Annotated in this window: 26 protein-coding genes; 15 read left to right on the top strand and 11 right to left on the bottom strand. The window is 68.2% G+C overall.

Annotation, left to right across the window (positions count from 1 at the left end; translation table 11 throughout):
• Positions 1-407: 407 nt before the first annotated feature.
• Entirely contained in the window at positions 408-560 is a 153-nt protein-coding gene (locus ACFVVM_RS08270; protein ID WP_387614650.1) for a hypothetical protein, read from the bottom strand.
• 222 nt (positions 561-782) lie between these two features.
• On the opposite strand from ACFVVM_RS08270, the gene ACFVVM_RS08265 reads away from it, so the two are divergent.
• On the top strand, positions 783-2222 hold the full coding sequence (locus ACFVVM_RS08265; RefSeq protein WP_387614647.1) for an NAD(P)-binding domain-containing protein: 1440 nt from the start codon (positions 783-785) through the stop codon (positions 2220-2222).
• Between the two features lie 6 nt (positions 2223-2228).
• On the opposite strand, the gene ACFVVM_RS08260 is transcribed toward ACFVVM_RS08265, so the two are convergent.
• Entirely contained in the window at positions 2229-3467 is a 1239-nt protein-coding gene (locus ACFVVM_RS08260; RefSeq protein ID WP_387614644.1) for a PucR family transcriptional regulator, read from the bottom strand.
• A 161-nt stretch (positions 3468-3628) separates the two neighbouring features.
• Between ACFVVM_RS08260 and ACFVVM_RS08255 the strand changes: the two genes are divergently transcribed.
• From ACFVVM_RS08255 to ACFVVM_RS08215, 9 genes are all read left to right on the top strand, one after another.
• Positions 3629-5071, top strand: a complete 1443-nt coding sequence (locus ACFVVM_RS08255) for a class I adenylate-forming enzyme family protein (protein WP_387614641.1) — start codon at positions 3629-3631, stop codon at positions 5069-5071.
• 91 nt (positions 5072-5162) lie between these two features.
• Positions 5163-6974 (top strand): DUF3556 domain-containing protein, encoded by a 1812-nt coding sequence (locus ACFVVM_RS08250; RefSeq protein WP_387614638.1) that lies wholly within the window; start codon positions 5163-5165, stop codon positions 6972-6974.
• A 39-nt stretch (positions 6975-7013) separates the two neighbouring features.
• Positions 7014-8426 carry a phytoene desaturase family protein gene (locus ACFVVM_RS08245; RefSeq protein WP_387614635.1) on the top strand — a complete coding sequence of 471 codons (1413 nt, stop codon included), beginning with the start codon at positions 7014-7016 and terminating at the stop codon, positions 8424-8426.
• A 137-nt stretch (positions 8427-8563) separates the two neighbouring features.
• Positions 8564-8767 (top strand): cold-shock protein, encoded by a 204-nt coding sequence (locus ACFVVM_RS08240; protein WP_387614632.1) that lies wholly within the window; start codon positions 8564-8566, stop codon positions 8765-8767.
• Positions 8768-8956: 189 nt separating this feature from the next.
• Positions 8957-9385 (top strand): hypothetical protein, encoded by a 429-nt coding sequence (locus tag ACFVVM_RS08235; RefSeq protein WP_387614629.1) that lies wholly within the window; start codon positions 8957-8959, stop codon positions 9383-9385.
• A gap of 118 nt (positions 9386-9503) precedes the next feature.
• Positions 9504-10070: a nucleoside deaminase gene (locus tag ACFVVM_RS08230; protein ID WP_387614626.1), complete on the top strand. Its 567-nt coding sequence runs from the start codon at positions 9504-9506 to the stop codon at positions 10068-10070.
• Between the two features lie 46 nt (positions 10071-10116).
• Positions 10117-11043, top strand: a complete 927-nt coding sequence (locus ACFVVM_RS08225) for an antibiotic biosynthesis monooxygenase (RefSeq protein ID WP_387614623.1) — start codon at positions 10117-10119, stop codon at positions 11041-11043.
• A 111-nt stretch (positions 11044-11154) separates the two neighbouring features.
• Positions 11155-11913, top strand: a complete 759-nt coding sequence (locus tag ACFVVM_RS08220) for a glucose 1-dehydrogenase (protein ID WP_387614620.1) — start codon at positions 11155-11157, stop codon at positions 11911-11913.
• Positions 11914-11980: 67 nt separating this feature from the next.
• Positions 11981-12754 (top strand): SDR family NAD(P)-dependent oxidoreductase, encoded by a 774-nt coding sequence (locus tag ACFVVM_RS08215; RefSeq protein WP_387614617.1) that lies wholly within the window; start codon positions 11981-11983, stop codon positions 12752-12754.
• 30 nt (positions 12755-12784) lie between these two features.
• On the opposite strand, the gene ACFVVM_RS08210 is transcribed toward ACFVVM_RS08215, so the two are convergent.
• Both ACFVVM_RS08210 and ACFVVM_RS08205 read right to left on the bottom strand, forming a co-directional pair.
• A complete protein-coding gene (locus ACFVVM_RS08210; RefSeq protein ID WP_387614614.1) occupies positions 12785-13204 on the bottom strand; it encodes a tautomerase family protein in 420 nt (139 codons plus the stop codon).
• A 28-nt stretch (positions 13205-13232) separates the two neighbouring features.
• The gene (locus ACFVVM_RS08205; RefSeq protein WP_387614611.1) at positions 13233-13934 is read right to left on the bottom strand and encodes an SDR family oxidoreductase; all 702 of its coding nucleotides are present in this window, start codon (positions 13932-13934) and stop codon (positions 13233-13235) included.
• A gap of 233 nt (positions 13935-14167) precedes the next feature.
• Here ACFVVM_RS08205 and ACFVVM_RS08200 point away from each other — a divergent pair, with 233 nt between their 5' ends.
• Both ACFVVM_RS08200 and ACFVVM_RS08195 read left to right on the top strand, forming a co-directional pair.
• A complete protein-coding gene (locus ACFVVM_RS08200; RefSeq protein WP_387614608.1) occupies positions 14168-14923 on the top strand; it encodes a dienelactone hydrolase family protein in 756 nt (251 codons plus the stop codon).
• Between the two features lie 138 nt (positions 14924-15061).
• Entirely contained in the window at positions 15062-15292 is a 231-nt protein-coding gene (locus ACFVVM_RS08195; protein WP_387614605.1) for a hypothetical protein, read from the top strand.
• Between the two features lie 69 nt (positions 15293-15361).
• Here ACFVVM_RS08195 and ACFVVM_RS08190 read toward each other — a convergent pair whose 3' ends face one another.
• From ACFVVM_RS08190 to ACFVVM_RS08165, 6 genes are all read right to left on the bottom strand, one after another.
• Positions 15362-16792 (bottom strand): FAD-dependent monooxygenase, encoded by a 1431-nt coding sequence (locus ACFVVM_RS08190; protein WP_387614602.1) that lies wholly within the window; start codon positions 16790-16792, stop codon positions 15362-15364.
• Between the two features lie 31 nt (positions 16793-16823).
• Positions 16824-17483, bottom strand: a complete 660-nt coding sequence (locus ACFVVM_RS08185; protein WP_387614599.1) for a response regulator — start codon at positions 17481-17483, stop codon at positions 16824-16826.
• On the bottom strand, positions 17480-18622 hold the full coding sequence (locus ACFVVM_RS08180; RefSeq protein WP_387614596.1) for a sensor histidine kinase: 1143 nt from the start codon (positions 18620-18622) through the stop codon (positions 17480-17482). Before ACFVVM_RS08180 ends, ACFVVM_RS08185 begins: the two co-directional genes overlap by 4 nt.
• The gene (locus ACFVVM_RS08175) at positions 18619-19398 is read right to left on the bottom strand and encodes a hypothetical protein (protein ID WP_387614593.1); all 780 of its coding nucleotides are present in this window, start codon (positions 19396-19398) and stop codon (positions 18619-18621) included. Before ACFVVM_RS08175 ends, ACFVVM_RS08180 begins: the two co-directional genes overlap by 4 nt.
• The gene (locus tag ACFVVM_RS08170; protein ID WP_387614590.1) at positions 19395-20336 is read right to left on the bottom strand and encodes an ATP-binding cassette domain-containing protein; all 942 of its coding nucleotides are present in this window, start codon (positions 20334-20336) and stop codon (positions 19395-19397) included. Before ACFVVM_RS08170 ends, ACFVVM_RS08175 begins: the two co-directional genes overlap by 4 nt.
• A 101-nt stretch (positions 20337-20437) precedes the next feature.
• Positions 20438-21070, bottom strand: coding sequence for a TetR/AcrR family transcriptional regulator (locus tag ACFVVM_RS08165; RefSeq protein ID WP_387614587.1), 633 nt, complete (start codon positions 21068-21070; stop codon positions 20438-20440).
• 86 nt (positions 21071-21156) lie between these two features.
• Here ACFVVM_RS08165 and ACFVVM_RS08160 point away from each other — a divergent pair, with 86 nt between their 5' ends.
• The 3 genes from ACFVVM_RS08160 (at position 21157) to ACFVVM_RS08150 (ending at position 24532) form a co-directional block, all read left to right on the top strand.
• Positions 21157-22098 (top strand): zinc-binding alcohol dehydrogenase family protein, encoded by a 942-nt coding sequence (locus ACFVVM_RS08160; RefSeq protein ID WP_387614584.1) that lies wholly within the window; start codon positions 21157-21159, stop codon positions 22096-22098.
• Positions 22095-23408: an MFS transporter gene (locus tag ACFVVM_RS08155; RefSeq protein ID WP_387614581.1), complete on the top strand. Its 1314-nt coding sequence runs from the start codon at positions 22095-22097 to the stop codon at positions 23406-23408. Before ACFVVM_RS08160 ends, ACFVVM_RS08155 begins: the two co-directional genes overlap by 4 nt.
• Before the next feature lie 143 nt (positions 23409-23551).
• Positions 23552-24532, top strand: coding sequence for a hypothetical protein (locus ACFVVM_RS08150; protein WP_387614578.1), 981 nt, complete (start codon positions 23552-23554; stop codon positions 24530-24532).
• Here ACFVVM_RS08150 and ACFVVM_RS08145 read toward each other — a convergent pair.
• The gene (locus ACFVVM_RS08145; RefSeq protein ID WP_387614575.1) at positions 24514-25626 is read right to left on the bottom strand and encodes a hypothetical protein; all 1113 of its coding nucleotides are present in this window, start codon (positions 25624-25626) and stop codon (positions 24514-24516) included. The genes ACFVVM_RS08150 and ACFVVM_RS08145 overlap by 19 nt on opposite strands.
• Between the last annotated feature and the right edge of the window lie 20 nt (positions 25627-25646).

The following is a 25646-nucleotide window of genomic DNA, read 5'->3' as shown; positions in this document are numbered from 1 at the left end:
CCCCGCTTCCGTTGCCATCCCTGTTGCGTCGTCGATGCCATGCGCTCTACCGCCCTACTCTGGACCATCATAAAGAAATCAAGTTAGCCTAACCTGTGTTTCTGATTTGCTGGAAGGTGTCCCTGTAGTCCATGACCTGCTGGGAAGTGCCGACAGCGCTCCGAGACGCGAAGCCGTTGAAAGGGATTGAAACTGAGCATGATTGGACGTCTTCCCGGGTGCGGGCAGACTCGGGCACGATGGGCGCCGGAATTCGATTGCGGTGAGGTCGGGGCGACCCGACGATGATCGGATGAGGTTGTGGACTGGACTAGCCGGGGCGGTGCACGTCGGAGTGGGATGAACTCCAGGTCACCATCCCTCTTCCGGATGGCGACGTAATGGACCGCGAGCCTCGGGTCGAGGCGTTATCCTGCGGCTCGTCGGCGGGAGGCCAACAGGATCGCCGCAGCAAGTGCCCAGCCGACGGCGTAGGCGATGGCGCGTACCGGATGCCAATTGTCGACCAACAGTGCCACACCGAGTGCGGCGAGACCGGCGAGGAGAGCAAACGTTCGCATCTGGATCGCCTTTCCGTCGGGGTACTCGGACCCTCGGTTGTCGAGGTTGCGACCGACCAGGTGCCAATTGTAGTGGGCTACAGCGCCGATCGACCGCTTGATCCGAAGGAATAGGACTCAGCGCTGTTCTATCTATCGGGGTGTGGCGACGAACGGGCTACCGTCGCTGATGTCCGGAGACCCTGCGCACAGGGACGGACTGAACCGAAAGATGGTGGCACCATGGGCAAACAGGAATTCGTCGACAGGGCCGCGGCCGAGCAGTTGCGGCTGCTCGGCGCCGATCCGGCGAACTGGGTGGTGCCGATTCCCGGCGTGGATCACGATGTCGCGGTGATCGGTGGTGGGCAGAGTGGGATCGCCATCGCGTTCGCGTTGCGCCGGGCCGGGATCACGAACGTGACGGTGCTCGACGCCGCGGACGACGAAACCTCCGCGGGCGTGTGGTCGACCCTGGCCAGGATGCGGACGTTGCGCACGCCGAAGGACCGGTCCGGACCCGAACTCGGCATCCCCGCGCTGGGTTTCCGCGCCTGGTACGAGGGTCTGCACGGCACCGAGGCGTTCGACGCGATCGGCCGGATCGCCCGGACCGACTGGGCCGAATACCTCGCGTGGTTCCGGCGGCAGACCGGGATCGAGGTGCGTTACCGCACCCGGCTGACCGACTTGGCGCGCGGCCGGGACGCCTTCGAGCTCACGCTGGTGGCCGACGGCGTCGAGCGGGTGGAAACCGCGCGCAAGGTGGTGTTCGCCACCGGTGTCGAAGGCAGCGGCGGACCGAATGTTCCGGCCATTTTCGACGCGCTGCCTGCCGGGCTCTACGCCCACACCGGGCAGGCCATCGACGCCGAGTCGCTGGCCGGTCGGACCGTGGGTGTGCTCGGGGCCGGTGCGTCGGCGCTCGACGCCGCGGCGGTCGCGCTCGAGGCGGGCGCCACCGAAGTGCACCTGTTCTCTCGCAGGTCGGAACTGGTCATCCAGCCGACGAAGGGCAGTCCGCCCGGTTTCGGCGCGGTGGAGAACTTCCACCTGCAGTCGGACGCGGTCCGCTGGAAGAGCCGGCTGGCGTTCGCGCGCAAGGGCGCGTCGAGCCCGTGGGACTCGGTGTCGCGAGTGCTCGAGTTCCCGAATTTCGCGCTGCATCTGGACGCGCCGTGGCAGGAACTGCGCGCCGAGGACGGGCGGGTGGTGGTGCGTGCCGCCGACGGTGTGCACACCTTCGACTTCGTGATCGCGGGCACCGGCTACCAGTACGACCCCGCGACCCGCACCGAACTGACCACGCTCGCACCGGAGATCGCGCTGTGGAGCGACATCTACGAGCCACCCGCCGAACAGCGTTCCGAAGCACAGGGCCGGGCCCCCTATCTGGGCCCGGGCTACGAACTGACGGCGAAGACACCGGGCCGGGCGCCGTGGCTCGCCGACATCCACGTGTTCGCCGCGTCCGCCGCGCAGAGCTTCGGTCGCCCTGTCGGTGACATTCCCAGCCTGGGCACCGGCGTTCCCCGGCTGGTCACCGCGATCGCCAGGGACCTGTACTTCGCCGGTGTCGCGACGCCGGGAACGGCCGCCGCGACGGAACCGGAATCCTTCTACGACAAGTACTCCCACAGCATCTGGCGCAGCGCCGAGTTGGCCGAGTCACCCGCGAGCTGACGTCGATCATCGCCCCCGGTCGGTGCCGCTCTCGGGCATCCCCAGTTGGGCGCAGGTCAGGAGGGCGACCTCGATGTCGAGCCTGCGCTCACCGAGGGGATGTCCGAGCAGCTCCTCGGCCTTGCGGACTCGGTAGTGGACGGTGTTCTTGTGGACGTGCAGCCGGGCAGCGGCATCGGTGTAACTGCCGCGAGCGTCGAGGAACACGCGGACCGTCTCGCGGAGCCGCGCGGTGCCCTCGTCCGGGCCGAGCAGTGCGCCGAGCACCCGCACCGCCCAGGCGTGCACCGTGGGGACTCGGTCGGTGAACAGGGCCGACAGCGCCACCTCGGAGTGGACGGTGAGTCCGCCTCGCGGTCCGGTCAGCGCGACGGCGCGAGCGAGCTGCGCGTCGCGGAAGGTCTGCCGGAAACCGTCGAGGCCGGTGGCCGGATCACCAAGGGCGATGGACAGATTCGGGTGCGAGCGGAGTTCGCGGGCGAGCTTGTCGGTATCGGGCGCCGGTCGGGCGACCGAGGAGATCCACACCCAGCGGTGGTGATCGTCGACCTCGACGGTCATCGGCGTCTTACCGGTCGCGGCGGCCAGCAGGGCGGTGCCCGCGCGCAGCGTGCCGCCGGGATCGCGCGTGCCCAGCGGTGTCCACAGCATCGCGAACTGGTGCCAGCCGCGCAGCGAGGTCGACAGCATCTGTTCGGCCGAGGGCACGTCCAGGTCGTCGGCGTCGAGCACGGCACGGACCTGGGCGGCGCGGGCGGCGTCGGTGCGCGCGTCCCACCGGCGGCGCTCGCTCTCGTAGATGTCGATCAGGCCCTCGATCACCTGGTCGATGTAGCTGTTGACGATGTCGGCGATGCGCGCCGCGGTGGCCAGGGCGACGTCGGTGGCGGGATTCTGTTCGGCCAGCAGCTGCATCGTCCACTGCACGAACATGTTCTCGCCGAGGCGGTAGGCGCGCAGCAGTGCCTCGAGCGGCAGGCCGTGCTGGGCGAAGCGGCGGGCGTACTCCGCGGCGGCAGGCGGGACGGTGATGTCGTCGATGCCGATGGCCAGGGTGAGCATGTCGATGATGGCGGTGAGGTTGGATTCGGTGCTGGCCACCATCAGCGCGCGCACTTCGTCGTCGTGCCGGAACTCGGGGATGACCTGGGTGAACATCGAGGTCATCGTGGGTGTCAGATGATGCAGATCCGCCTTGATCCGGCCTGCCACCGCACGCACGAGGGGATCGTTGTCGTGGGCCATGGCCGCAGACAGTACCCGCGGCGTGTCGGCGCGCGACACCGTTTGTGCTCGTGGCACAACACGGCCGCGCAACGCTGGGCTGCGGGCCCGTAGTCGGCCTCGGATCCGCGTCCTACCGTGAATTGTGTAACTCAGATCACATTCGTCACCGGTGAGGAATCATGCGACACATCGTCGAACTACCCGAGGTCAGAGCCACCGCCGATCCGTCCGGGCATGCCGTGGCCGACGACATCACCACCCTGTCGAACGCGCAGTTCCGCGCCCGGGTCGACGCCGCCGCCTCGGTCCTGCACCGGGCGGGCGTGCGGGCCGACGACGTGGTGGCGGTGGTACTGCCCAACCGGGTGGAGCTGGTGGTCGTCCTGTTCGCCGCCTGGCGGCTCGGGGCCGCGGTCACGCCGGTCAATCCGGGCCTGACCGAGGACGACATCCGCTACCAGGTCGAGGATTCGGGCGCCGCGGTGGTGATCGGCGAACCGGGCCGGGCCGCGGTCACCCTCGATGTCGCGGCCCTGGCCGAGTCCGCGGGTCCGGTCGCGTCGGCCGCGCCGAATGACGGTCTCGCCCTGATCATCTACACCAGCGGCACGACGGGCAGGCCGAAAGGTGTTCTGCTCGGCCACGACAACCTCGCCGCCATGTGCGCCATGATCATCGACGCGCTCGGCCTCGACGAGACCGACCACAGCCTGCTGATCCTGCCGCTGTTCCACGTCAACGGGATCGTGGTGAGCGTGTTGTCGCCGTTGCTGGCCGGCGGCCGCACCACGATCGCCGGAAAGTTCTCCGCCTCCGGATTCTTCGACACGGTCGCGGCGGTCCGCCCGACCTACTTCTCCGCGGTCCCCGCCATCTACGCGATGCTGGTGGCCCAGCCCGAAGGCCCGGACCATGACGTTTCGTCGCTGCGCCTGGCGATCTGTGGGGCGGCACCCATGCCCGCCGAGCTCATCGGCCGCTTCGAGCAGCGCTACGGCGTGCCGATCGTGGAGGGCTACGGACTGTCGGAGGGCACTTGCGCGTCGACCCTCAATCCGGTTGCCGGGCAACGGAAACCGGGCACGGTCGGGGTGCCGCTGCCCGGCCAGGCCGTGGCCATCATGGATGCCGACGGTGTGCGGGCGGCCCAGGGTGAACCCGGGGAAGTCGTGGTCCGCGGTCCCAACGTGATGCGCGGCTACCTCGGCAAGCCGGGGGAGACCGCCGAGACCGTGGTCGACGGCTGGCTGCGCACCGGCGACGTCGGCTACTTCGACGACGACGGCTACCTGGTCCTGGTCGACCGGATCAAGGACATGATCATCCGCGGCGGCGAGAACCTGTACCCCAAGGAGATCGAGAACGCGCTCTATCGGCACCCGGCCGTGCATGAAGCCGCGGTCGTCGGAGTGCCCGACCCCGTGCTGGGCGAGGTACCGGTCGCCCACGTGGTGGCCGCCCCGCAGTCCGCGGTCACCGTCGACGAACTCCTCGGCCACTGCCGCGCCGAGCTCGCCGCGTTCAAGGTGCCCGCCGCGATCGTGCTCGTGACGGAGCTGCCGCGCAATCCGGTCGGCAAGATCGACAAGAAGCGGCTGCGAGCGTTGGCCGCCTCCGTCTGAGCGGTAGTGCACCGCAACCCAATTCGAACGAAAGACAGACTTTCGGTCGCGGTCGTCCGCGCCCGTGAGCAGGGAAGAAAGGAACCGGGCCATGGGATTCAAGACAGGCGATTTCCCGCCGGTGGATACCGAGACATTCTTGGATCTACCACTGCGCGAACGCGTTCGGACGCTGGCATTGCACTGGGCCGAATACGGCTTCGGCACGCCCAAGATGATTCACACGATCTATCTCGTGAAACTGCTCGTGCTCTACATCTTCGGCGGTGTCCTGATCGCCACCGCGACCTCGGGTGCCGGGCCGTTCTGGGATGTGGCGCAGTGGTGGAACCAGCCGATCGTGTATCAGAAGCTGGTCCTCTGGACGGTGCTGCTCGAAGCGGTCGGTGTCGCGGGGTCCTGGGGCCCGCTGGCAGGCAAGTTCAAGCCGATGACCGGCGGTCTGCTGTACTTCGCCCGCCGGGGCAGCATCCGGCTTCGGCCCTGGTATCGCGTGCCGTTCACCAACGGTGACTCGCGCACGACGGTCGATGTCGTCCTGTATCTCGGCTTCCTCGCGTCGCTGGCGATCGCTCTGGTCGCACCGGGCCGCACCACCGCCGCGCTGCTGGAAGTGTTGCCGGACAACACCTCCGGACTCGTACGACCAGCGCTGCTGATCGCGCCGATCGTGCTGTACATCCTGTGCGGGCTGCGCGACAAGACGATCTTCCTGGCGGCCCGCGGGGAGCAGTATCTGCCCGCGCTGCTGTTCTTCGCGGTGCTGCCGTTCGCCGACATGATCATCGCGGCCAAATTACTGATCGTGATCGTGTGGGTCGGGGCGGGCATGTCGAAGTTCGGCAGGCACTTCTCGAATGTGGTGCCGCCGATGATGTCCAACAGTCCGTTCCTGCCGTTCCGCTCGATCAAGCGCGCCCACTACCGGGACTTTCCGCGCGACATCCGCCCGTCGCGAGTGGCCTCGTTCATGGCGCACGTCGGCGGCACCGCGGTCGAGGTGATCACGCCGATCGTGCTGCTGTTCTCGACGAATTACTGGCTGACCCTGGCCGGTGTCGTCATGATGGTGATCTTCCACCTGTTCATCACCTCCACCTTCCCGCTGGCGGTGCCGCTGGAATGGAACATCCTGTTCGCCTACCTGACCGTGTTCCTGTTCCTCGGCTTCCCGAACTCCGCGGGCTACGGCGTTTTCGACATGTCCTCGCCCTGGCTGACGGTGGCCGTCGTCGCCGGGCTCGCCTTCTTCCCGGTGCTGGGCAATCTGCGCCCGGACCTGGTCTCGTTCCTGCCATCCATGCGCCAGTACGCGGGCAACTGGGCCTCGGCGCTGTGGGCCTTCGCCCCGGGCGCGGAGGCGAAACTGAACACCATCGCGCACCGTCCCGCCGACAATCAGGTCGACCAGCTGCTGGCCATGGACTACCCACCGGCGGTCGCCGAGATCACCATGCAGCAGACCATCGCCTGGCGCTCCATGCACAGTCAGGGTCGTGGCCTGTTCTCCCTGCTGTACAAGCACCTTCCCGAGATCGACCGCTGGACGGTGCGCGAGGCCGAGTTCGCCTGCAACTCGCTGATCGGCTTCAACTTCGGCGACGGCCACCTGCACAATCTCGACCTCATCGACGCGGTGCAGGCGCGCGTCGGGTTCGCACCGGGAGAATGGATCGTGGTGTGGGTGGAATCGCAGCCGATCCACAAGAGCACGCAGGAGTACCTGGTGATCGACGCCGCGCTCGGCGTGCTCGAACGAGGGACCTGGGAGGTCGCCGATGCGGTGGAAGCACTGCCGTGGCTGCCGAACGGGCCCATCCCGCACCGGGTGACCTGGCGGCGTGAAGACGTCACCGGCGCGGTCGCGCCGAACCAGGACACCGTGGTCCAGCCCGCCGAATAGGGCTGTGCCACATCACATCGTGAACGAGAGGACGAGTCGATGACAACGGCGACAGTGGTCGGCAGTGGCCCCAACGGGCTGGCCGCGGCACTCACCCTGGCCAGGGCGGGCGTGGACGTGACCGTGCTGGAGGCCGCCGACACGATCGGTGGCGGCCTCCGCTCGAGCGAGGCCATCGTGCCGGGTCTCCTGCACGACCACTGCTCGGCCATCCACCCGATGGCCGTGGGATCGCCGTTCCTGCGCGGTGTCGATCTGGAACGGTACGGATTGCGCTGGGCATGGTCGGAACTCGACTGCGTCCATCCGCTCGACGACGGCACCGCGGGTGTGCTGCACCGCTCGGTCGCCGAGACCGCCGCGGGACTCGGTGCCGACGAACGCCTGTGGCGCACACTGTTCGAGCGTTCGGTCGCGGGCTACGACAAGACCGGGGCCGACATCATGCGCCCCCTGCTGCGGATTCCCCGCCATCCGATCCGGCTGGCGCGCTTCGGTATTCCGGCGACCGCGCCCGCCACCCTGCTCGCGCGTGCCTTCCGTACCGACGCGGGGCGGGCGCTGTTCGGCGGCGTCGCCGCGCACGCGTTCCAACCGCTCGAACGGCCGTTGAGCGCCAGCGTCGGCCTCGGCATCCTGACCGCGGGACACCGCTACGGCTGGGCGGTCGCGGTCGGCGGCTCCCAGCGGATCGCCGACTGCCTGGCCGCGGCGCTGGCCGATCACGGTGGAAAGATCGAAACCGGTGTCCGGGTGCGCTCGGTGGCCGACCTCCCGCCTTCGGACATCACCATCTGGGATGTCGCGCCGACCGCCGTCGCGGAGATCTTCGGTGACCAGCTGCCGTCGCGAATCGCCCGCGCCTATCGACGATTTCGCTACGGCCCCGGCGCTTTCAAAGTCGACTTCGCGGTCGAGGGCGGTGTCCCCTGGACCGTCGAAGCCGCGCACCGCGCAGGCACCGTGCACCTCGGCGGCTCCTTCGCCGAGATCGCCGCGGGCGAACGCGATATCCACGCGGGCCGGATGCCGCAGCACCCGTTCGTCCTGGTCGGCCAGCAATATCTCGCCGATCCCCAGCGTTCGGCCGGCTCGGTCCACCCGGTGTGGACCTACGCGCACGTCCCGAACGGCTACACCGGCGACGCCACCGAGGCGATCATCGCCCAGCTCGAACGCTTCGCCCCCGGCTTCCGTGATCGTGTGGTCGGCCAGACCACCCGCACCCCTGCGGGATTCGCCGACTACAACCCCAACTATGTCGGCGGCAACATCATGACCGGCGCCAAGGACATCCCGCAATTGATCTTCGGGCCGCGAAAGACCCTGCAGCCCTACGACATCGGCATCCCCGGCCACTACCTGTGCTCGGCGGCGACCCCACCCGGACCCGGCGCCCACGGCATGTGCGGCGCCAACGCGGCCGAACGGGCCCTGCGGCAGCTGCCCTGAGGACCCACACCACGTGCCCTCCGGCGTGCGCTGGCTCACCTTCGGCGGCCGCGGGGCCGAATGTGTGGCATGGTGGGTGTCGAGTACGAGTTGTTGCAGTGATCGCTCGGCTTTCAACAGGAAGTAATACAAAGTTCATGACGCAAGGCAGTGTTAAGTGGTTTAACGGCGAAAAGGGTTTCGGTTTCATCGCGCAGGATGCCGGTGGTCCCGACGTTTTCGTTCATTACTCCGAGATTTCCGGCTCCGGATTCAAGTCCCTCGAGGAGGGACAGCGCGTCGAGTTCGAAATCGGCGAAGGCCAGAAGGGCCCGCAGGCCCAGGGCGTCCGCGCCATCTAGGAGCAGACACACCGAAACCCGCGCCACGGCGCGGGTTTCTTTGTCTTCCGCCGGTGATGCACAATGTGTGGGTGAGCGTAGGACCTGAGACGAAGCCCGGGGTACCGGCCGCCGTGCGATCGGCGGCCGTCGCGACCCCTGTCCGCGGCTAGTTCGATGTCGGATCAGGAAGTCGGTACGGGGTCCGCGATGGAGTCTGGCGGAAGTCCCTACGACGCGGTGGAGCGCCTGCGTCGGAAGTGGGAAGAGTCGAAGGCGGCCGAGGGTGGTCCGGACGCGGCAACAGGTGGCGCGTCGAATGTCGTCCGGCTGCCGAGGCGGCCGCGGCGCGGCGGCGAGGACGTCGGCGACGCTCGGCGCCGGCCGTGGTCCCCGGAGGCGGTGTACGACCCGGCACCCACCCGTCCGGTGACTCGCGCGGAGTTGCAGGGCGAAACAGGCACCTGGCCGGTCGACGCGCCCGCGCCGGTGGACGGCACCACCGAGCAGGAACGCAATGTCATCGATCTGGGCGCGTCACGCCGGAAACGCGCGGACGCTTCGCCCGGGGGTTCTCGGCCGAAGGTGAAGCCGCGCAGAATCGGGCACGGCGAAAAGAAGCCCGGCAGCAGCGAATAATCGCGTTCTCCGATCGGCCGAGCAGGAACACCGCACGCTATTCCGCACAGGTCACTCCGGAGGTAGATTCGATGGGCGGACAGTAAGCGCGAAACCACACTGCGAGGTGGAGTTTCCGATGACACCCGATGAACTCATGGAAGAGGCGTGCAGACTGGCGAAAGAGTCGGTCGACAACGATTGGGGCGGCCCGTTCGGCGCCGTCATCGCCAAGGACGGCGAGATCATCGCACGCGGGCAGAACCGCGTGCTGCTCACCGGTGATGTCACCGCGCACGCCGAGATCGAGAGCATCCGCAGAGCGACCCAGATGCTCAACGGTGAAGCCCCGAGCATTGCCAAAGAACACCAGAACGAGTCGACGCTCGAATTGATCCCGCGGCCCGAGGGCTCGGTCGACAAGGTGCCGGAACGCGCGAAGATGTTGATGGGAATGGAGATCTTCATCAGCGGCGCTCCCTGTCCCATGTGCATGAGCGCGATCTATTGGGCGCGTCTGGACGCCGTGCATTTCGCGAGCGACCTGGCGGACACCAGCGAAATCGGCTTCGACGACGCCTATCAATACGAGGATTTCACCAAACCGCTGCCCGAGCGCCGGGTGCGAATCGAACAGTTCCGCAAGGATCTGGGCGCCGAAGCGTACAAGACCTGGGCGGAAAAACCCGACAAGCACCCGTACTGACATGTCGGCCGCGAACGCCGGATCGCCGAGGCCGGTGCCGGCGACGGTGGTCATCACGCAGCAGCTTCGAGCCGGTCGCGAGGCCGAGTTCCGGCGCTGGCAGGCGGAGGTGAACGAGGCCGCCGCGACCTTCCCTGGATTCCTCGGCGCCGACGTGACAGCACCAGGCGACCCGGAATCCGACTGGTCGGTCGTGTATCGATTCGACGACATCGGACACCTGAAACGGTGGCTCGACAGCGATACCCGAGGTGAGCTCATCGCGCGCGGAACCGGGCTCTTCGCACGGCCGTCGACCCAGCACGTACTGGTCGACGAACCGGACGACACCGTCGTGACGGTCGTCGTCTCGCATCCGGTGGCGGTAGACCGGGAAGCGGAATTCATCGCCTGGCAGGACCGCGTGACCGAGGTCGAGCGGACCTTTCGAGGGTTTCGTGGCTCGGAGCTGCACCGGCCGATTCCCGGTGTCCAGAACGAGTGGACGATCATCTACTCCTTCGCCTCGGCCGGCGACCTCGACGATTGGCTCGAGTCACCCCAGCGGCAGGCACTGCTCGCCGAAACCCCGGACTTCAGGGACTTCGAGGTCCATCGGATCGCCAACCCCTACGGTTCGTGGTTTCCGCCGACGACGACCGGCGAGCAGGGCGGTCCCGCATCGTGGAAGACGGCACTGTCGGTCCTGGTCGGGCTGTATCCGACGGTGGTGATCCTCACCGTGCTCATCGCCGAGATCTGGCCGGGTGCGCAACTGTGGATCAGCCTGCTGATCGGGAACATCCTGTCGGTCAGCCTGCTGACGTGGGTGGTGATGCCGCTGGTCACCCGCGCGCTCGGGTTCTGGATGCGACCGCGACCCCGGCGCGATCCCCGCATCGATGCGGTGGGACTCGCCTGCTCGGTGGGGTTCCTGACCGTCGCCGCGATCTTCTTCTACCTGGTGACCCGGGTGTTCTGGACGCTGCCGTGAGGTTCTCCGCGGGCGTTCCCGATGAGCGGGAGGACATGCGGGTGCCGCCGATGTCGCAGTCATACGGTGACGGACGGCGCGGCTCGGCGTCCGGTGAGAGAGGAATTCGTCATGGAGCTTTCGGACAAGGTGGTGCTGGTCACCGGTGGTGCGCGTGGGCTGGGTGCGGCCTTCGCACGGGGGATCGTCGCCGCGGGCGGCAGTGTGGTGATCGGTGACCTGCTCGACGAGGACGGCACCGCGGTCGCGAGCGAACTGGGGGAGCGTGCCCGGTTCGTGCACCTCGATGTCACCGACCCCGCCTCGTGGCAGCAGGCGGTCGACACCGCTGTCGAGGCGTTCGGGAAGCTGACAGGGTTGGTGAACAATGCCGGGGTGACGGCCTCGGGGGTGCCGCTGGTCGAGGAGCCACTGGAGACCTTCCAGCGGGTGATCCAGGTCAATCTGGTGTCGGTGAACATCGGCATCCACGCGGTGGTGCCCGCGCTGCGGTCGGCCGGTGGTGGATCCATCGTCAACATCTCCTCGGCCGCGGGATTGGTCGGCCTGGCGCACACGGGTGCCTATGGTGCCGCCAAGTGGGGCGTGCGCGGGCTCACCAAGGTGGCCGCGATCGAGCTGGCCGGCGACCGGATCCGGGTGAACTCGGTGCATCCGGGGATGGTGCTCACGCCCATGACCGCGCCGACCGGGATCGCCCTGGCCGAGGGTGGTTTTCCGAACGCGCCGCTGGGCCGGGTCGGTCGCCCCGAGGAACTCGCCGGAGCGATCGTGTACCTGCTCAGCGATGCCGCCTCGTATACCACCGGTGCCGAGCTGGCCGTGGACGGCGGCTGGACCGCCGGACCGCCGGTCGTGACGATGGGCTAACCCGTCGGCTCCCGCTGTGCGGGAACGGCCGATGCCGCGCGCGCTGTCGCGACGCTAGCTTTCCGCCATGATGCAGCTGACTCTTCTCGACGGTGTGACCTTGGTTTTCGGCGGCAGCGGTGGTCTGGGCCGCGGTGTCGCGACGGACTTCGCGCGCGCGGGCGGTGACGTCGCGATCTGCTATCGCAGCAAGCGCGAGGTCGCCGAGGCGACCGTGGCCGAACTGCGTGGACTGGGAGTCCGGGCGAGTGCCCACCAGGTCGACGTTCGCGATGCGGCCGCGGTCGACCGGGTGGTCGGCGAGGTGATCGCCGAATACGGGCGGATTCGCACGCTGGTCTGGGGTGCGGGGCCGGTCGTCGACCAGATCACCCTCGCCGAGACCGAACCCGCCCGCTACCGGGAGTCGATCGAGGTGGAGACGCTCGGCATGTTCACGGCCGTGCACGCCGTGCTGCCACACCTGCGCGAGCACGGCGGCGGTTCGGTGATCCACCTCGGCTCCGCGGGTGACCGGTGGTGGCCGCGGCTGGACGGGCTCTCGGTGCTGCCGAAGGCGGCGAACGAGGCGCTGGTGCGGGGGATCGCGAAAGAGGAAGGCGTGCACAACATCCGGGCGAATTCGGTGCTGGTCGGCGTCATCGAGGCGGGCATGTTCCTGGAATTGAAGGCCGCGGGCGTCGTCGACGAGGCGTGGGAGGCCGAGGCGCGTCGTTTCGTGCCGATGAAACGCTGGGGCAAGCCGGCCGATATCGGCGCGGCCTGCGTGTTCCTCGCGTCCGAGCAGGCCGGTTACATCACCGGCCAGCAACTGTCGGTCTCGGGCGGATTCGGCGTCTGATCGGGTCGGAAGGCCCACGCCGGCCCGCGGTCAGTACGGAAGTGGCTTGTTCGCCTCCGCCCAGCCGCGCTCGATGTCGCTGCCTGCGGCCGGCGGGAACATGCCCGCGATCATCCAGGTGTCCCTGGGGACCTCGGTGACGTTGAACTCCAGATGTAGTCCGCGATCGTGGGTGTAGGGCGCGATGAGGTCGTGCAGGCGCTCGGTCATCTGCCGACGCAGGTCCGGATCGTCGAGCTGTCGGGCCAGGTGGTCGATGGTGATGCGCACCGACGGCATCGATACCCCGCCCACGTAGCAGGAGTCCGCCGCGATCTCGTGGAACAGTGCCACCGCGTAGAAGGGTGGCAGTCCGAATCGGGTGTAGAAAGCGGTGATGTCGGTGGCGAAGTTCTGCTTGTCCTGGACAGTGAGGGTATCGGGGGTGTGGTGGATGTGCCACAGGGGCATGACGAATTCCTTTGGTAGAACGTGGGTTTCAGCGGGCGAATGACAGCGCCAGGTCCTCGACCGGGCCGGACAGCGAGGCCTTCACCTTTCGAGTGAACTCGTCCACGAGCACCTCGGTCGCGCCGGTCTCCAGCCCGTCGGCCATCGCCGCGGCGACCTCGGCCGGACTGATCTTGGGTGCCGAAACGGCCTTGACCATGTCGGTGTCCGCGAACCCGAGATGCACACCCACGACCTGTGTGCCCTGTCCCGCCAGTTCGATGCGCAGGGAATTGGTGATCGACCACAGTGCGGCCTTGGACGCCCCGTAGGCGGCTGCTCCGGAACTCCACGACAGCACCGAATGGATGTCCACCAGTGCCCCGCCGCCGTTCGACGCGAGGATCGGCGCGAAGGCTCGTGCGATCCGCAACGGCCCGAAGACGTTCGCCTCGAAGGTCTCCACCACACCCGCCATCTCGCCCAGCAGCAATGGCGCGGGCCGCAGGACGCCCGCGTTGTTGACCACGATGTCCACATCGCGTGCCCGCGTGGCGAGTGCCGCGATCGACTCCGGGTCGGTCACCTCCAGTTCGAGCGGCACGATTCGTGGATCGTCACTCGGGCGTGGTGCGCGGGCGGTCACATACACCTTCGCCGCGCCCCGGTTCAGGAACTCCTGTGCGAACGCGTGGCCGAGACCGCGCTGCCCGCCTGTCACCAGTGCGATCGAACCCTTGATGCTGGTCATATCTGCCTTCCTCCGTCGTTCACTATCTGACTATAGTGAACTATAGCCACATGGAGCGGATTGCGACAGTGCCGGAGATCTTCGAGTGATCGACTCGGCGCATCTCGCAATGTGCTTGCGCTGCGCCGAATCCACTGCGTGCGGCGATGCCGTTTCCGGCCGGTTCGAGCAGCGGGAAGCCGCCGCGCACTCAGTAGGGTGTGCCCAACTCGATACGTTCAGGAGGTCCCGCCGTGGCGGTTCGCACGCTCGCCCAACAGGTGGCTACGGCCGACGGTGTCGCCGATGCCTTCCTCGCCCATCCGGACGACGGCGCCCCGCACCCCGCGGTGCTGGTGTTCACCGACGCGTTCGGGCTGCGGCCGGTGGTCCGCCGTGACGCCGAACGTCTCGCGGGCCTGGGTTTCACGGTGCTCGTGCCGAATGTGCTGTACCGCAACGGTTCCGCACCGGTGGTCGACCTGCCCGACTTCATCGGTGCCGAAGACCGCGGCGAGATCTTCGGCACCCTGCGCCCGCTGCTGACCGCGTTGACACCCGAACTCGTCGTCGCCGACGCGGCGGCGTACCTGACATGGCTGGCGGATTCACCCCTGACCACCGGCGCCCCCGTGGGCCTGTCCGGCTACTGCATGGGCGTGCGCAACGCGCTGCACACCGCCGCCGCCCACCCCGACCGGGTGGCCGCGGTGGCGGGCTTCCACGGCGGACGCCTGGCGACCGATGACCCCACCAGCCCACACACCGTGGTCGACCGGATCACCGCCGAGGTCTACCTCGGTCACGCCGACGCCGACCCCGGCCTCCCCCCGGACCAGATCGAACGCCTCGACGCCGCCTTCACCGCCGCCGAGACCACCTTCCGCACCGAGGTGTATTCCGGTGCAGGCCACGGCTTCACCCAATCCGACACCGACGTCTACAACCCGCAAGCCGACGCCCGCCACTGGACCGAACTGACCGCCCTCTTCACCCGCGTCCTGCACTGAACCGCTGGGAGTTCCAGCGTCGGCGCGCCGATATCCTCCTGCCCATGACGCAGAACTGGACGTCCGCATGGACGCCCTCACCGACGGTGACAAACCGGGTGTGGGTGTCGAAGGTTCCGGTGGGGGAGCGGCGTGTCGGTGATCACCGCTAGGCTCGACGGAATCAGCTCGGCCCACGAACCCAGGGGGAACACCATGATCGACCCGCAGTCGGGCTCCGCTGACAGCATGCCGGTGCCGCTGTTCAGCGCACCGCACCACAGCGACGCATCGTCGTCGACCACGGACCCGGTCCCCGGGAACGTCCTGCCGACCTTCCTGGCGGCTCCGCTCGCCTCGGACACCTCCGGACAGGATCGACCGTCCTGACCCTGCCGTTCTCGGTGATCGTCGGCGCCGAGGTGACAGGTGGCCGCTCAGTTCCCACCTGGAGTGGTCTCACGCCAGATAGCCGTCGGGGCGGATGAGGATGCGGTCGCCGGGGGCTGCGTCGTAGGCGGTGAAGGCGTGGCCGTCGATGTCGGTGAGGGAGCGGGCGGCGTTGTTCGCGCCACCGGATGTCGCGCAGCCGGAATCCGGTCGCAGGATCGTCCATGCGTGTGTTCGGGCTGTGGGCGCCGGGGGCTGGCAGTCGAAGCACAGGAGTGTGGCGTGCGGCCCGCGAAACAGGTCGAACAGCCGGGCCGGGCGGCCCGCGGCGTCGCGCAGTGGCGCGTCCGGTGCGCGGTCGCCGGTGGTGAGGCGAGCCGGGAGATCGGGGTCGCGGTAGCTGATATCGAGCTGCTGGGTTTCGGCGCCGCGGCGGTGGGCGTCGTCGGCGCCGTCGGCGTGCTTCCGGAGCAGCGCGGTGCTGATGCCGAGCACGCGCGCCGCCACCTGCCTACGCTCGGTCTCATAGGTGGCGAGCAGGTCCCGGCTGCCGTCGGCGAGCTTCCAACCGAGGTTGTAGGCGTCCTGGATGCCGGTGTTCAGTCCCTGCCCACCCGCGGGCGGATGGACGTGCGCGGCATCGCCGGCGAGGAAGACCCGGCGATCCGCGAAACGTTCCGCTAGCCGAGTGTTCGGCCGCCACACCGTGCTCCAGCCCAGGTCGTCGATGCGCAGATCCGTTCGGCCCGAATACTTGTCGAGGTAGCCCTGCAGGGTTGTGGCATTCGGTTCGACCTGTCCGGACAGGGGCGTCCCGAACTGGAAGTACCGCCCGCCGGGCAACGGTGACAGCACGATTCCTTCCCGCGGATTGTCCGGCGCCGCGAACCAGTAGCCGTATCCGTGGTCGAGGCCGGTGACCTGAACGTCGCCGAGCAGCATGCGGACGGATTCGTCGGTGGTGCCCTCGAAGGTGATGCCGAGCTGTTTACGGACGATGCTGGATGCCCCGTCGGCACCGACGAGATAGGCGGCTCGAACGGTTTCGCTGCCGTCGTCACTCGCGAGGGTGGCGGTGACCCCGTCGTCGTCCTGCACGAATCCGATGAGTTCGGTGCCCGATTCGACCTGAACGCCGAACTCTTCCAGGCGGTGGCGCAGCACGGCTTCGGTCTGCGACTGCCCGAGAACCCAGGGGTTCGGATAGGGCACGTCGGCGGTCGGATCCTTCGGATCGCTCATCCGTATCTCACGGATCTGGTGACCGCCCTGGAAGACCCGGAACACCGATTGTGGTGCACCCTGGGCGAGGACCGCGGGCAGCACGCCCAGATCGTCGAAGACCTCGAGCGTGCGCGGCTGGATGCCGTCACCGCGTGAGCCGTCGAAGTATTCGGTCGCCTTGTCGACGATGCGGACGGCGAGACCGCGGCGGGCGAGATCGATGGCGAGGGTGAGGCCGGTGGGTCCGGCACCGGCGATGAGGGTGTGGATCGGCATGGTGTGCTCTCCGGATCGGTTGGGGTTCGGGTCAGCCCGGGGTGACCAGGCCGATTTCGTAGGCGAAGATCGCGGCCTGGGTGCGGTCGCGCAGGTGGAGCTTGGCGAGAATGCGGCCGACATGGGTTTTCACGGTTTCCTCCGCGATGACCAGGTCGGTGGCGATCTCGGTATTGGAGCGGCCACGGGCGATGAGTTCGAGCACCTGTGTTTCGCGACCGGTCAGCTGATGCAATCGGGTGTCGTCCGGCCGGGGGCGGGCGCCGCCGAGCCGGGTGAACTCGTCGAGCAGCCTGCGGGTCACCGAGGGTGCGAGCATCGCCTCGCCCCTGGCCACGGTGCGGATGCCGTCGGCCAGGGCAGCGGCGGGAGTGTCCTTGAGCAGGAATCCGCTCGCTCCCGCCCGCAGGGCACGGAAGACGTACTCGTCGAGGTCGTAGGTGGTCAGCACGATCACCCGGGTCCGGCTTCCGGAATCGACGATGCGGGCGGTCGCGTCGAGCCCGTCCACACCCGGCATGCGGATATCCATGAGGACCACGTCGGGGTCGAAATCGGCGGTGAGTTGTTGTGCCGCCGCGCCGTCGGCGGCCTCGCCGACGACCTCGATGCCGGGTTGGGCGCCGAGCAGCACCGCGAGTCCGTCGCGGACCAGGGCTTGGTCGTCGGCGATCACCACTCGGATGGTCATGGTGCGGTCCGTTCTTCCAGGGGCAGCGCCGCGCGAACCCGGTAGCCGCCGTCCGGCTCCGGGGCCGCGGTGAATCGACCGCCCCAGAGCGCGACCCGTTCACGCATGCCGACGAGTCCGTGGCCACCGGCACAGGATGTGGCGGGAGTCGAACCCGGACCGTTGTGGACCTCGATCCGGAGTTCCTCGGTCCGATAGTGCAATTCGACGGAAATCGCGGAGCCGGGCGCATGCCGGAGCGCGTTGCTCAGCGCTTCCTGCACGATGCGATACGCCGACACCGCGATCCCGGAGGGCAGCTCGGCGGGTGTGCCGTGCCGGAGCAGGGTGATGTCGCGGCCGGCGCCGCGAATGCGGTCGACGAGTTCGTCCACCTCCTCGAGCTGTGGTTGCGGTTGGGTCGGGGACTCCCGATCGGCCCGCAGGACGCCGAGGATGCGGCGCATCTCGCCGAGCGCGGCCGCGGCACTGGTCCGGATGGCGGTCAGACTGTCGAGCAAGTCCTGTGGTGGGTCGGCTACCCGGTACTGCGCGGATTCGGCTTGGATCGCGACCACCGACATGTGGTGAGCGACCACATCGTGGAGTTCGCGCGCGATCCGGGTGCGTTCCTCGAGCAGCGCGTTGCGCTGTCGTTGCCGCTCGGTCTCCCTGGCCTGGGTGATGGCGTCGTGGCGGGCCTCGAACAGGGCGCGCAGGGCGGCTCCGGCGAGCAGCACGATGCCGGTGAGCAGAGTCGTGGCGACCACGTCGGCGAGCCCGCCCCCTGGTACCGCCGCGACGAGCGCGATCCCGGTGACGGCGGTGGCGGCGAGAACTCCGAATGTCCATCGCCACGGCACCAGCAGCGCGAAGATGCCGACGACGAGGAGGTAGCTGTTGAACATCGCGTCCACCCAGGGGGTTTCGCCCACGAGGAGAGCGGCGGCAACGACAGCGCCGAGGCTGATCGCCCAGCCGAGCAGGGGAAGCCGGATCTGCAGGACGATGGCCAAGGCCTGACCGAGCGCCAGTGCGGCCGCGGGCCGACCGCCGAGATCGGTGTCGGAGACCAGCGTGTGGCAGACGACGGCGAAGACGAACGCCGCCGTGACGACCAGGGCGGGCAGGCGCCAACGGTCCGCCTTCGTGATGCTCACATGTCCTCGCGTTCCAGGATCCGCCGGGCGATCATGATGGCGATCAGGGTGGTTCCGATGACGATCACCAGTCGTGGCCAGCCGCCCAGCGATCCCATGAGTTCGGCCGCGCCGTCCGAACTCTGTGACAGTTTCGCCACCACCGCGCTCGGTGCGAAGAGCGTCACGACCTTGTGCAGATCGCCGAACGCCTGCGCCGAGGACAGCTGCGGTAACAAGATGTGGGTCCCGACGACGGCCACCGCACCCACCGAACTGCGCAGCATCACCCCGGTCGCCAGTCCGAGCAACGCTACCGCCGGGAAGCAGGCATGAATGCCGAACATGCCGGGCAACGCCGTCCCGTGCGCGTACTGTCCGGCATCGATGGTGGCGCTGCCGACCAGATACGCGGACGTGGTCGTGAGCAGACCGATCACGGTGGCGACGAGGGTTACCACGATCGCCTTGGCCGCCAGGACGACGCCACGCTGCGGCGTGGCCGCCAGCACGGGACGGATGGTTCCCGAGGTGAACTCGGTGGAGATGACCAGGGCACCCCATGCGGCGACGACCGCCAGTGCCAGGGGGATCGCGGTGAGCGCGCCGCCGAGCACGGTGTCGTCGGCTTGGAGACTGCCGGTGTAGCCGACGAAGACCGCGGCCACCGGACCGAGGACGACGGCGATGATCGGCAGCAACGTCAACGAGCGCGCCGAGCGAATCTTGATGATCTCGGAACGCAACTGGTTGCGGAGATCGGCTCCTACGGTGCGGGAATCGGCCAGGGCGGTCATGCGGCGGTGCCCTTCGGCTCGGCGCCGTCGAGGTGGGGCGCGGTCGGCTCGCGATGACCGAACTGTTGATGGTCGGTGACGAGGCGGGTGAAGACCTCCTCCACGGATTCGTGCAGCGGGGTGAGTTCGTCGAGCACGACGCCGGATGCCACGGCGCGGCGGCTGATCTCGCGTGAGCCGATCCCGCGCACCGTGGCGGTGTCGCCGCGGACCTCGGCGCCCGGGCCCAGTCGGTCGAGCAGGGGTGCCAGTGCGGCACCTCGGATCCGGACGACCGGCTCGGTCCGGCTCTCGATGAACTGCGCGGTCGACTCGTCCGCGAGCAACCGGCCCGCGCCGATGACGAGGAGATGGTCGGCGACCAGCTGGGTTTCGCTCATCAGATGACTGGAGAGCAGGATTGTTCGACCTTCGTCGGCCATGGCTCGCAGCATGGTGCGGATCCAGCGGATGCCTTCGGTGTCGAGGCCGTTGACCGGCTCGTCCAGGATGAGGATCTCCGGGTCGCCGAGGACGGCGGCGGCGATGCCGAGCCGCTGCCGCATACCGAGGGAGAATCCCTTGACGCGTTGGTCGGCGACATCGGCGAGCCCGACCATCGCGAGTACCTCGTCCACTCGGCGGCGCGGAATGCCGTTGCTCGCCGCGAGGAACGCCAGATGCGCGGCGGCCGAGCGGGTCGGCAGAACGTCGCCCGCGTCGAGTAACGCGCCGATCGTGTGGAGTGGCCGCACCAGGTCACGGTATCGCTGACCGGCCACGGTGATCCGCCCGCTCGACGGAGTGTCGAGACCGAGCGCGAGCCGCATCGTGGTGGTCTTGCCCGAACCGTTGGGCCCGAGGAAGCCGGTGACCCGACCGGGCCGCACGGTGAACGTGAGCTCCTCGACGGCGCGGGTGCGGCCGTAGTACTTGGTCAGATCTCGTGCTTCGATCACATGTCGACGGTAGGACGCCGATTCCGCGATGCCATCCCGCTCGAGGGTGGTCTTGCCCGTAGCTCTCGAGAGGGATGGGTCCGCGTCGCCGGCGACGGGTGTCAGTGCTGGTTCACGCCCGCGCTGAGCCCGGCCGCCACGAATCCGGTCAGGTTGTCGATCCCGGCATCGGGATCGCCGTGCCAGGTCTGGATCATCGTCTCGGCGGTCGCCGCGATCATCGCCGCGGTGGTCGCCGGGTCCGTCGGCAGGTGCACCCCACGGTCGGCCAGCTCGGTGAGCCACGCGATCCACGGCTGCAGCTGTTCGGCGCGGAACGTCCGCATCCGTTCGGCGAAGACCGGATTGGCCAGCGCCGCCTGCTCGATCGCGGCGAACACGTCACGGTGGGCCGCGTAGGTGCGCCAGAAGACGGCGATGTGCCCGCGGGCGGAGTCGTGGATCGACACCGCACCGGATTCGGGCCGCGCATCCTGTGCGTCGCCGGCGATCTCGTCGGCCTCGGCGCCGAGATCGACTGCCAGCGCGGCAAGGATCTCCTCCTTGTTCTCGAAGTGGTTGTAGAACGAGCCCGCCGCCCTTCCCGCCTCGCGGGTGATGTCGACGATCTTGGTGTTGAGATACCCCTGACGTGCGAAGACGACTCGCGCCGCGGCCTTGAGATCTGCGGTCGTCTGAACAGCTTTGAGCTGTCGCATGGTCGGCCGGTTCACGGGGGTGTCGATGGCGATCACTCCTTGACAGTGTTCAGCAGGGGCGTACGATAATGAATCGTAGCTCACTGAATCGTCATTCATCGAAATTCTTCACAGGGGGACCCGTGAAAGCTGCGGTACTGCATCGATATGGTGTGCCGGAACTCGGGGATTTCGCCGCCCCCGACCCGGCTGCCTACCCTGACAGCGTGCTCGTCGAGGTCCGCGCGGCGACGATCAACGCGATCGACCGGGTCACCGCCGCGGGTCGGCACTATCTGAGTCCCACGACCTTTCCGGTCGTCGCCGGGATCGAGGGCGCGGGCGTGACCGCCGACAATCGGCGCGTCTATTTCGGAAGGCCGGTCAGTCCATTCGGCTCGATGGCCGAAAGTGCCGTCGTGCCCGCGGGATTCGTGATGCCCATTCCGGACAGCGTGGACTTTCCCGTCGCCGCCATTCTCGGCAACAGCGGAATGGCCGCACTCATGCCGCTCACCGATGCCGCGCGAATGAAGCTGGGCGACAACGTCGTTGTGCTCGGTGGCAGTGGTGTCGTCGGCAAGCTCGCGATCCAGGCCGCACGATTACTCGGCGCAGGCACGATCACCGTGGTCGGCCGCGACGAGGCCGCGCTGGCGGCCACGCTACCGCTGGGTGCTTCGGCGATCGTCTCGACCGAGGGACTCTCGGCGGTGCAGTTGACCGCGGCCATTCTCGAGGCATCCGGTGGCGTGGACGTCATCGTGGACTACACCTGGGGCGAGCCCGCGTCGGCCGCGCTCGCGGCGGGCAATCCCGGTGTGCACCTGGTTCAGGTGGGGGATCGGGCGGGTGCGACCGCGGTCCTGGCAGCCCAGCGGTTGCGATCGCTCGGCGGCTCGGTCACCGGTTTCATGCCGGTGCACCACGGGCCGGAATCCATGATCCGCGCCTATCGACAGCTGGTCGGATGGGCCGACCGCGGTGACCTGATCGTCGACTACGAGATGGTCCCCCTGGCCGACGTCGCCGCCGCCTGGGAACGCTCGGCCACTGTCCGGCACAAGCTGGTACTCGCTCCGTGAGCCACTCGGGGGTATGGATCGACCGCAGGCCGCTGGCGTACCCGGCGTTCCGTCGACTGTGGCTCAGCGGGGTCGTGTCGATCTCGGGTGCGCAGCTGACGGTGATCGCGGTGCCGTTGCAGGTCTACGCGATCACCGGATCGTCGGCGTATGTCGGCCTGGTCGGTGTTTTCACGCTGGGGCCGTTGATCGTGTTCGGGTTGTGGGGCGGTGCGCTGGCGGATGTGATCGACCGGCGTAAACTGCTACTCGGCAGCTCGTACGGAATGGTTCTCGCGACCGGTTTGCTTTTCGTTCAAGCGTTTCTGAGTTTGAACAATATCTGGCTGCTCTACGCGATCCTGGTATTGCAACAGGCGTGCATCGCGATCAATCAGCCGACCCGCAATGCGATCTTCCCGCGCATTCTTCCCGCCAAGCACATCGCTGCCGCCAATACGCTCGAGATGACCGTCATTCAGATCGGCGGCATCGTCGGCAGCATCGCGGCCGGAGTGTTCATCACGGTCGGCGGGCCCGCGCTGGCGTATCTGCTCGACTCGGCGGCCATGCTGGTCGCGGTCTGGGCCGCCTACAAGTTGCCGGCGCTGCCGCCGAGCGGTCAGGTGACGAAGTCGGGACTGCGGGAGATCTGGTTCGGCTTGGTCTACGTCTCGTCCCATCGCCTGATCATGGCGGTGTTCGTGATCGATCTGATCGCGATGGTCGCCGGTCTGCCACGGGCACTGTTCCCGGAGATGGCGGAGAAGAGCTTCCACGCGGGGCCCGGCGAGGGGAAGATGATCGTCGGCGTGTTGTTCGCGGCGATGGCGATCGGCTCGGTGCTGGGTGGTGTGTTCTCGGGCTGGGTGCCGAAGGTGCAGCGGCACGGGGTCGCGGTGATCGTCGGCGTCGTCATCTGGGGCGTCGGCATCACCGGATTCGGGCTCAGCGCCCTGCTCGGCAGTGGCGGGCTCGTCCTCGCGGTCTTCTTCCTCGCGATAGCCGGTGTGGGCGACCTGATCTCGGTGATCTTCCGCTCCACCATGATTCAGCAGATCGCCACCGACGACGTCCGTGGCCGCCTGCAAGGCTTGTTCAATGTCACGGTCGCGGGCGGTCAACGCCTGGGCGACTTCTCCCACGGCATCACCGCGGCACTGGTGGGCACCACCATCGCGGTGTCCGGCGGCGGTGTCCTCGTCGTCCTCGCCGCCATCCTGATCCTCCTGGTCGTCCCCATCACGTACCGCTACCGTTTCGACCCCACCCGCCCGATCGCCGAAACCCCGGCCCCCGACCGCGAGTCGGTGCCGGCCAAGGAGCCGTAAGGGCCACGACGGCCCAGCCGGCCGCGGCCATCGAATGGTGGCAGGTCGCAGGGTATTCCACGAACTCTCGCAGTGGGGTGCGCCGCCCGGTAGGTTGGGCCTCGATGACCGTACGACATGCCGTGAGCCTTCGACGACCAGCGATGCGTTCGAAGAGAGTTCTGGCCATCGGGCTGATCGGCGTGCTGCTGCTGGTGTTCAACGGGTTCGCGGCGCCGGCGGTGTGGGCGTTCACCGTCGGGCATCGGACCGAGGCGCAGATCGTCGACTGCACGCGCGGTACCAAACAACGGACGTGCGAGGGGGTCTGGACGACAGCCGACGGTGATCTCCGGCGGGACACCGTGCGCAGCGGCAGTGGTGGCCGGGTCGGCGAGCAGGTCGCGATCCGGATCGGCCCGTTCGGCGAGGCCTATCGGGACATCGTCGCGGGGTGGGGGAACCGCGTGTTCTTCGCGGTGGTCGTCGATGTGTCGGTTGTCGGCTCGCTGCTGTTCATGGCATTGATGTCCCTGCGCGCCCGCCGCCGTGCCGTGGAGTTCGCCGATGCCGCCGCCGGTGACGAGGTGCTGTGGCGGGTCGATGAGCACACGGTGACGGACCGTAGCGGGAAGCGAGTGTGGTCCGCCCAGCGTGTGGGGCGACGACTCGACGCCGTGCGGGCGGCCGACGGGGGAGCGGCGTACCCGGTGCACAGCTCGGAAGGTGCGCTGCGGATGGACCACCCGGCAGGTGGTTCGGTGGGAGGTATCCAGGTCCGGCGGGACGGTGGAAAGCGGCTGAGCTTCACCGTCTTCGACGGCGACGATGTGCCCTTCGCCGTCATCGCGAATGTGTCGGTCCTCGATTCTCGGTGGGCGGTCACCAGCACTGCCAGGGTGCGCTGTGCGGAGTTCGTCGTGGCGCCCGGTCATCACCGGATCGTGTTCGCGCCCACCGCACCCGCGCTGCTGTCTCCGCTCATGGCAGCCTTCCTGCTGGACTGCCGGCGCATGCTGCTCGAAGGCACACCTGGACCCTTCCAGCGGCGACGAGTGGTGTCGACTCCCTCGGACTCCCCTCGGCAGCCCGGACCCCGGCATGCCGGTGGGGCGAACAGGGTCACTCAGTCGATATGGTCCTGAGTTGGCGGTTCGGGCCACTCCTCGCCAACGCGCACTGCGTCGTGAGCGGACAGCCACCCCACCGAACATCCCAGCGCGCCCAGGCCGAACACGGTGGCGCCCGCCAGCTTTCCGAACCACCCGTCGTTGGCGACGAACGAGGCCGCGGTCAACGCGCCGAACAACGCGACACCGAGTCCGTAGTAGCGCGGTGCCTGACTACCCTTGCCCGACCCCGATCGACGGATGGCCGCTCTGCGTTGCATGGCCTGCTGCCACTGCTCAGGCGTCGGTGCCGGGCCCACCGCACCGGTGCGGGTGTGTGCCCGGGCACGCACCAGGTCCGCGATCGACTCGGCATCGTCGACCGGTAGCACCCACTCCTGACCCGAGCCGGTGATCCGCAGCCCGGGCCCCTCGGTGAGTGCCACGGCGGTGCCATTGGGCATTCGATGGAATTCGGGCACACCGGAGAGGTGGACGGGGCCGACCGATTCCACACGCGTGAACGGAATCGCCAGGGTGTTCAGTTCCTTGACCCGATTGTGCGCGGGATCGATCACCCGAGGCCGCAGGAGGCGGATCCGGTCCTCGGCCACGATCAACCGGGCGCCATTGCCGCGCAACCGAAACCGCAGGCGCACACCGGACTCGGCGACATCGAGGGCGAGCGGCCGGGTCAACACCCGCCCCGCCGCGGCGGCGAGCAGAAATCCCGCCGCGACCGTCAGGGCGCTCCACGCGGGCGCACCCGAGACCACCACCCGTTCGGTGCCGTGCAGGTACTTCGCGCCGATCGGTGGGAAGGCGGTGATCAGTGCCGTCGGCACCGTCGCCAGCAGCGAAACCCGCGCCCACAGTTGCGGACTGCGCCACAGCAACGCGAACGCCACCACGGCCCCGCCCGCCCACGGCAGCAGCAATTGCAGGGTCATCGGCGAGTCGACCAGTGTTCGCGAACGCCACCCCGGCCGCACCGCCGCGGTCAGGTCACCGGCGTGATCCGCCAGCCACAACCGACCCAGCACGATGGCGACGATCGACACCAGCAACAGTCCCGCCACCGACCAGCGCACCGACATTCCCGGGCCGGTCGGCGAATTCCCCGTCAACACAGGCGAACCCTACCGGGAAC

Source organism: Nocardia sp. NPDC058176, assembly GCF_042883805.1.
Lineage (GTDB): Bacteria > Actinomycetota > Actinomycetes > Mycobacteriales > Mycobacteriaceae > Nocardia.
The sequence above is the reverse complement of the archived record's forward strand: the minus strand, read 5'-3'. Positions and strand labels throughout refer to the sequence as shown.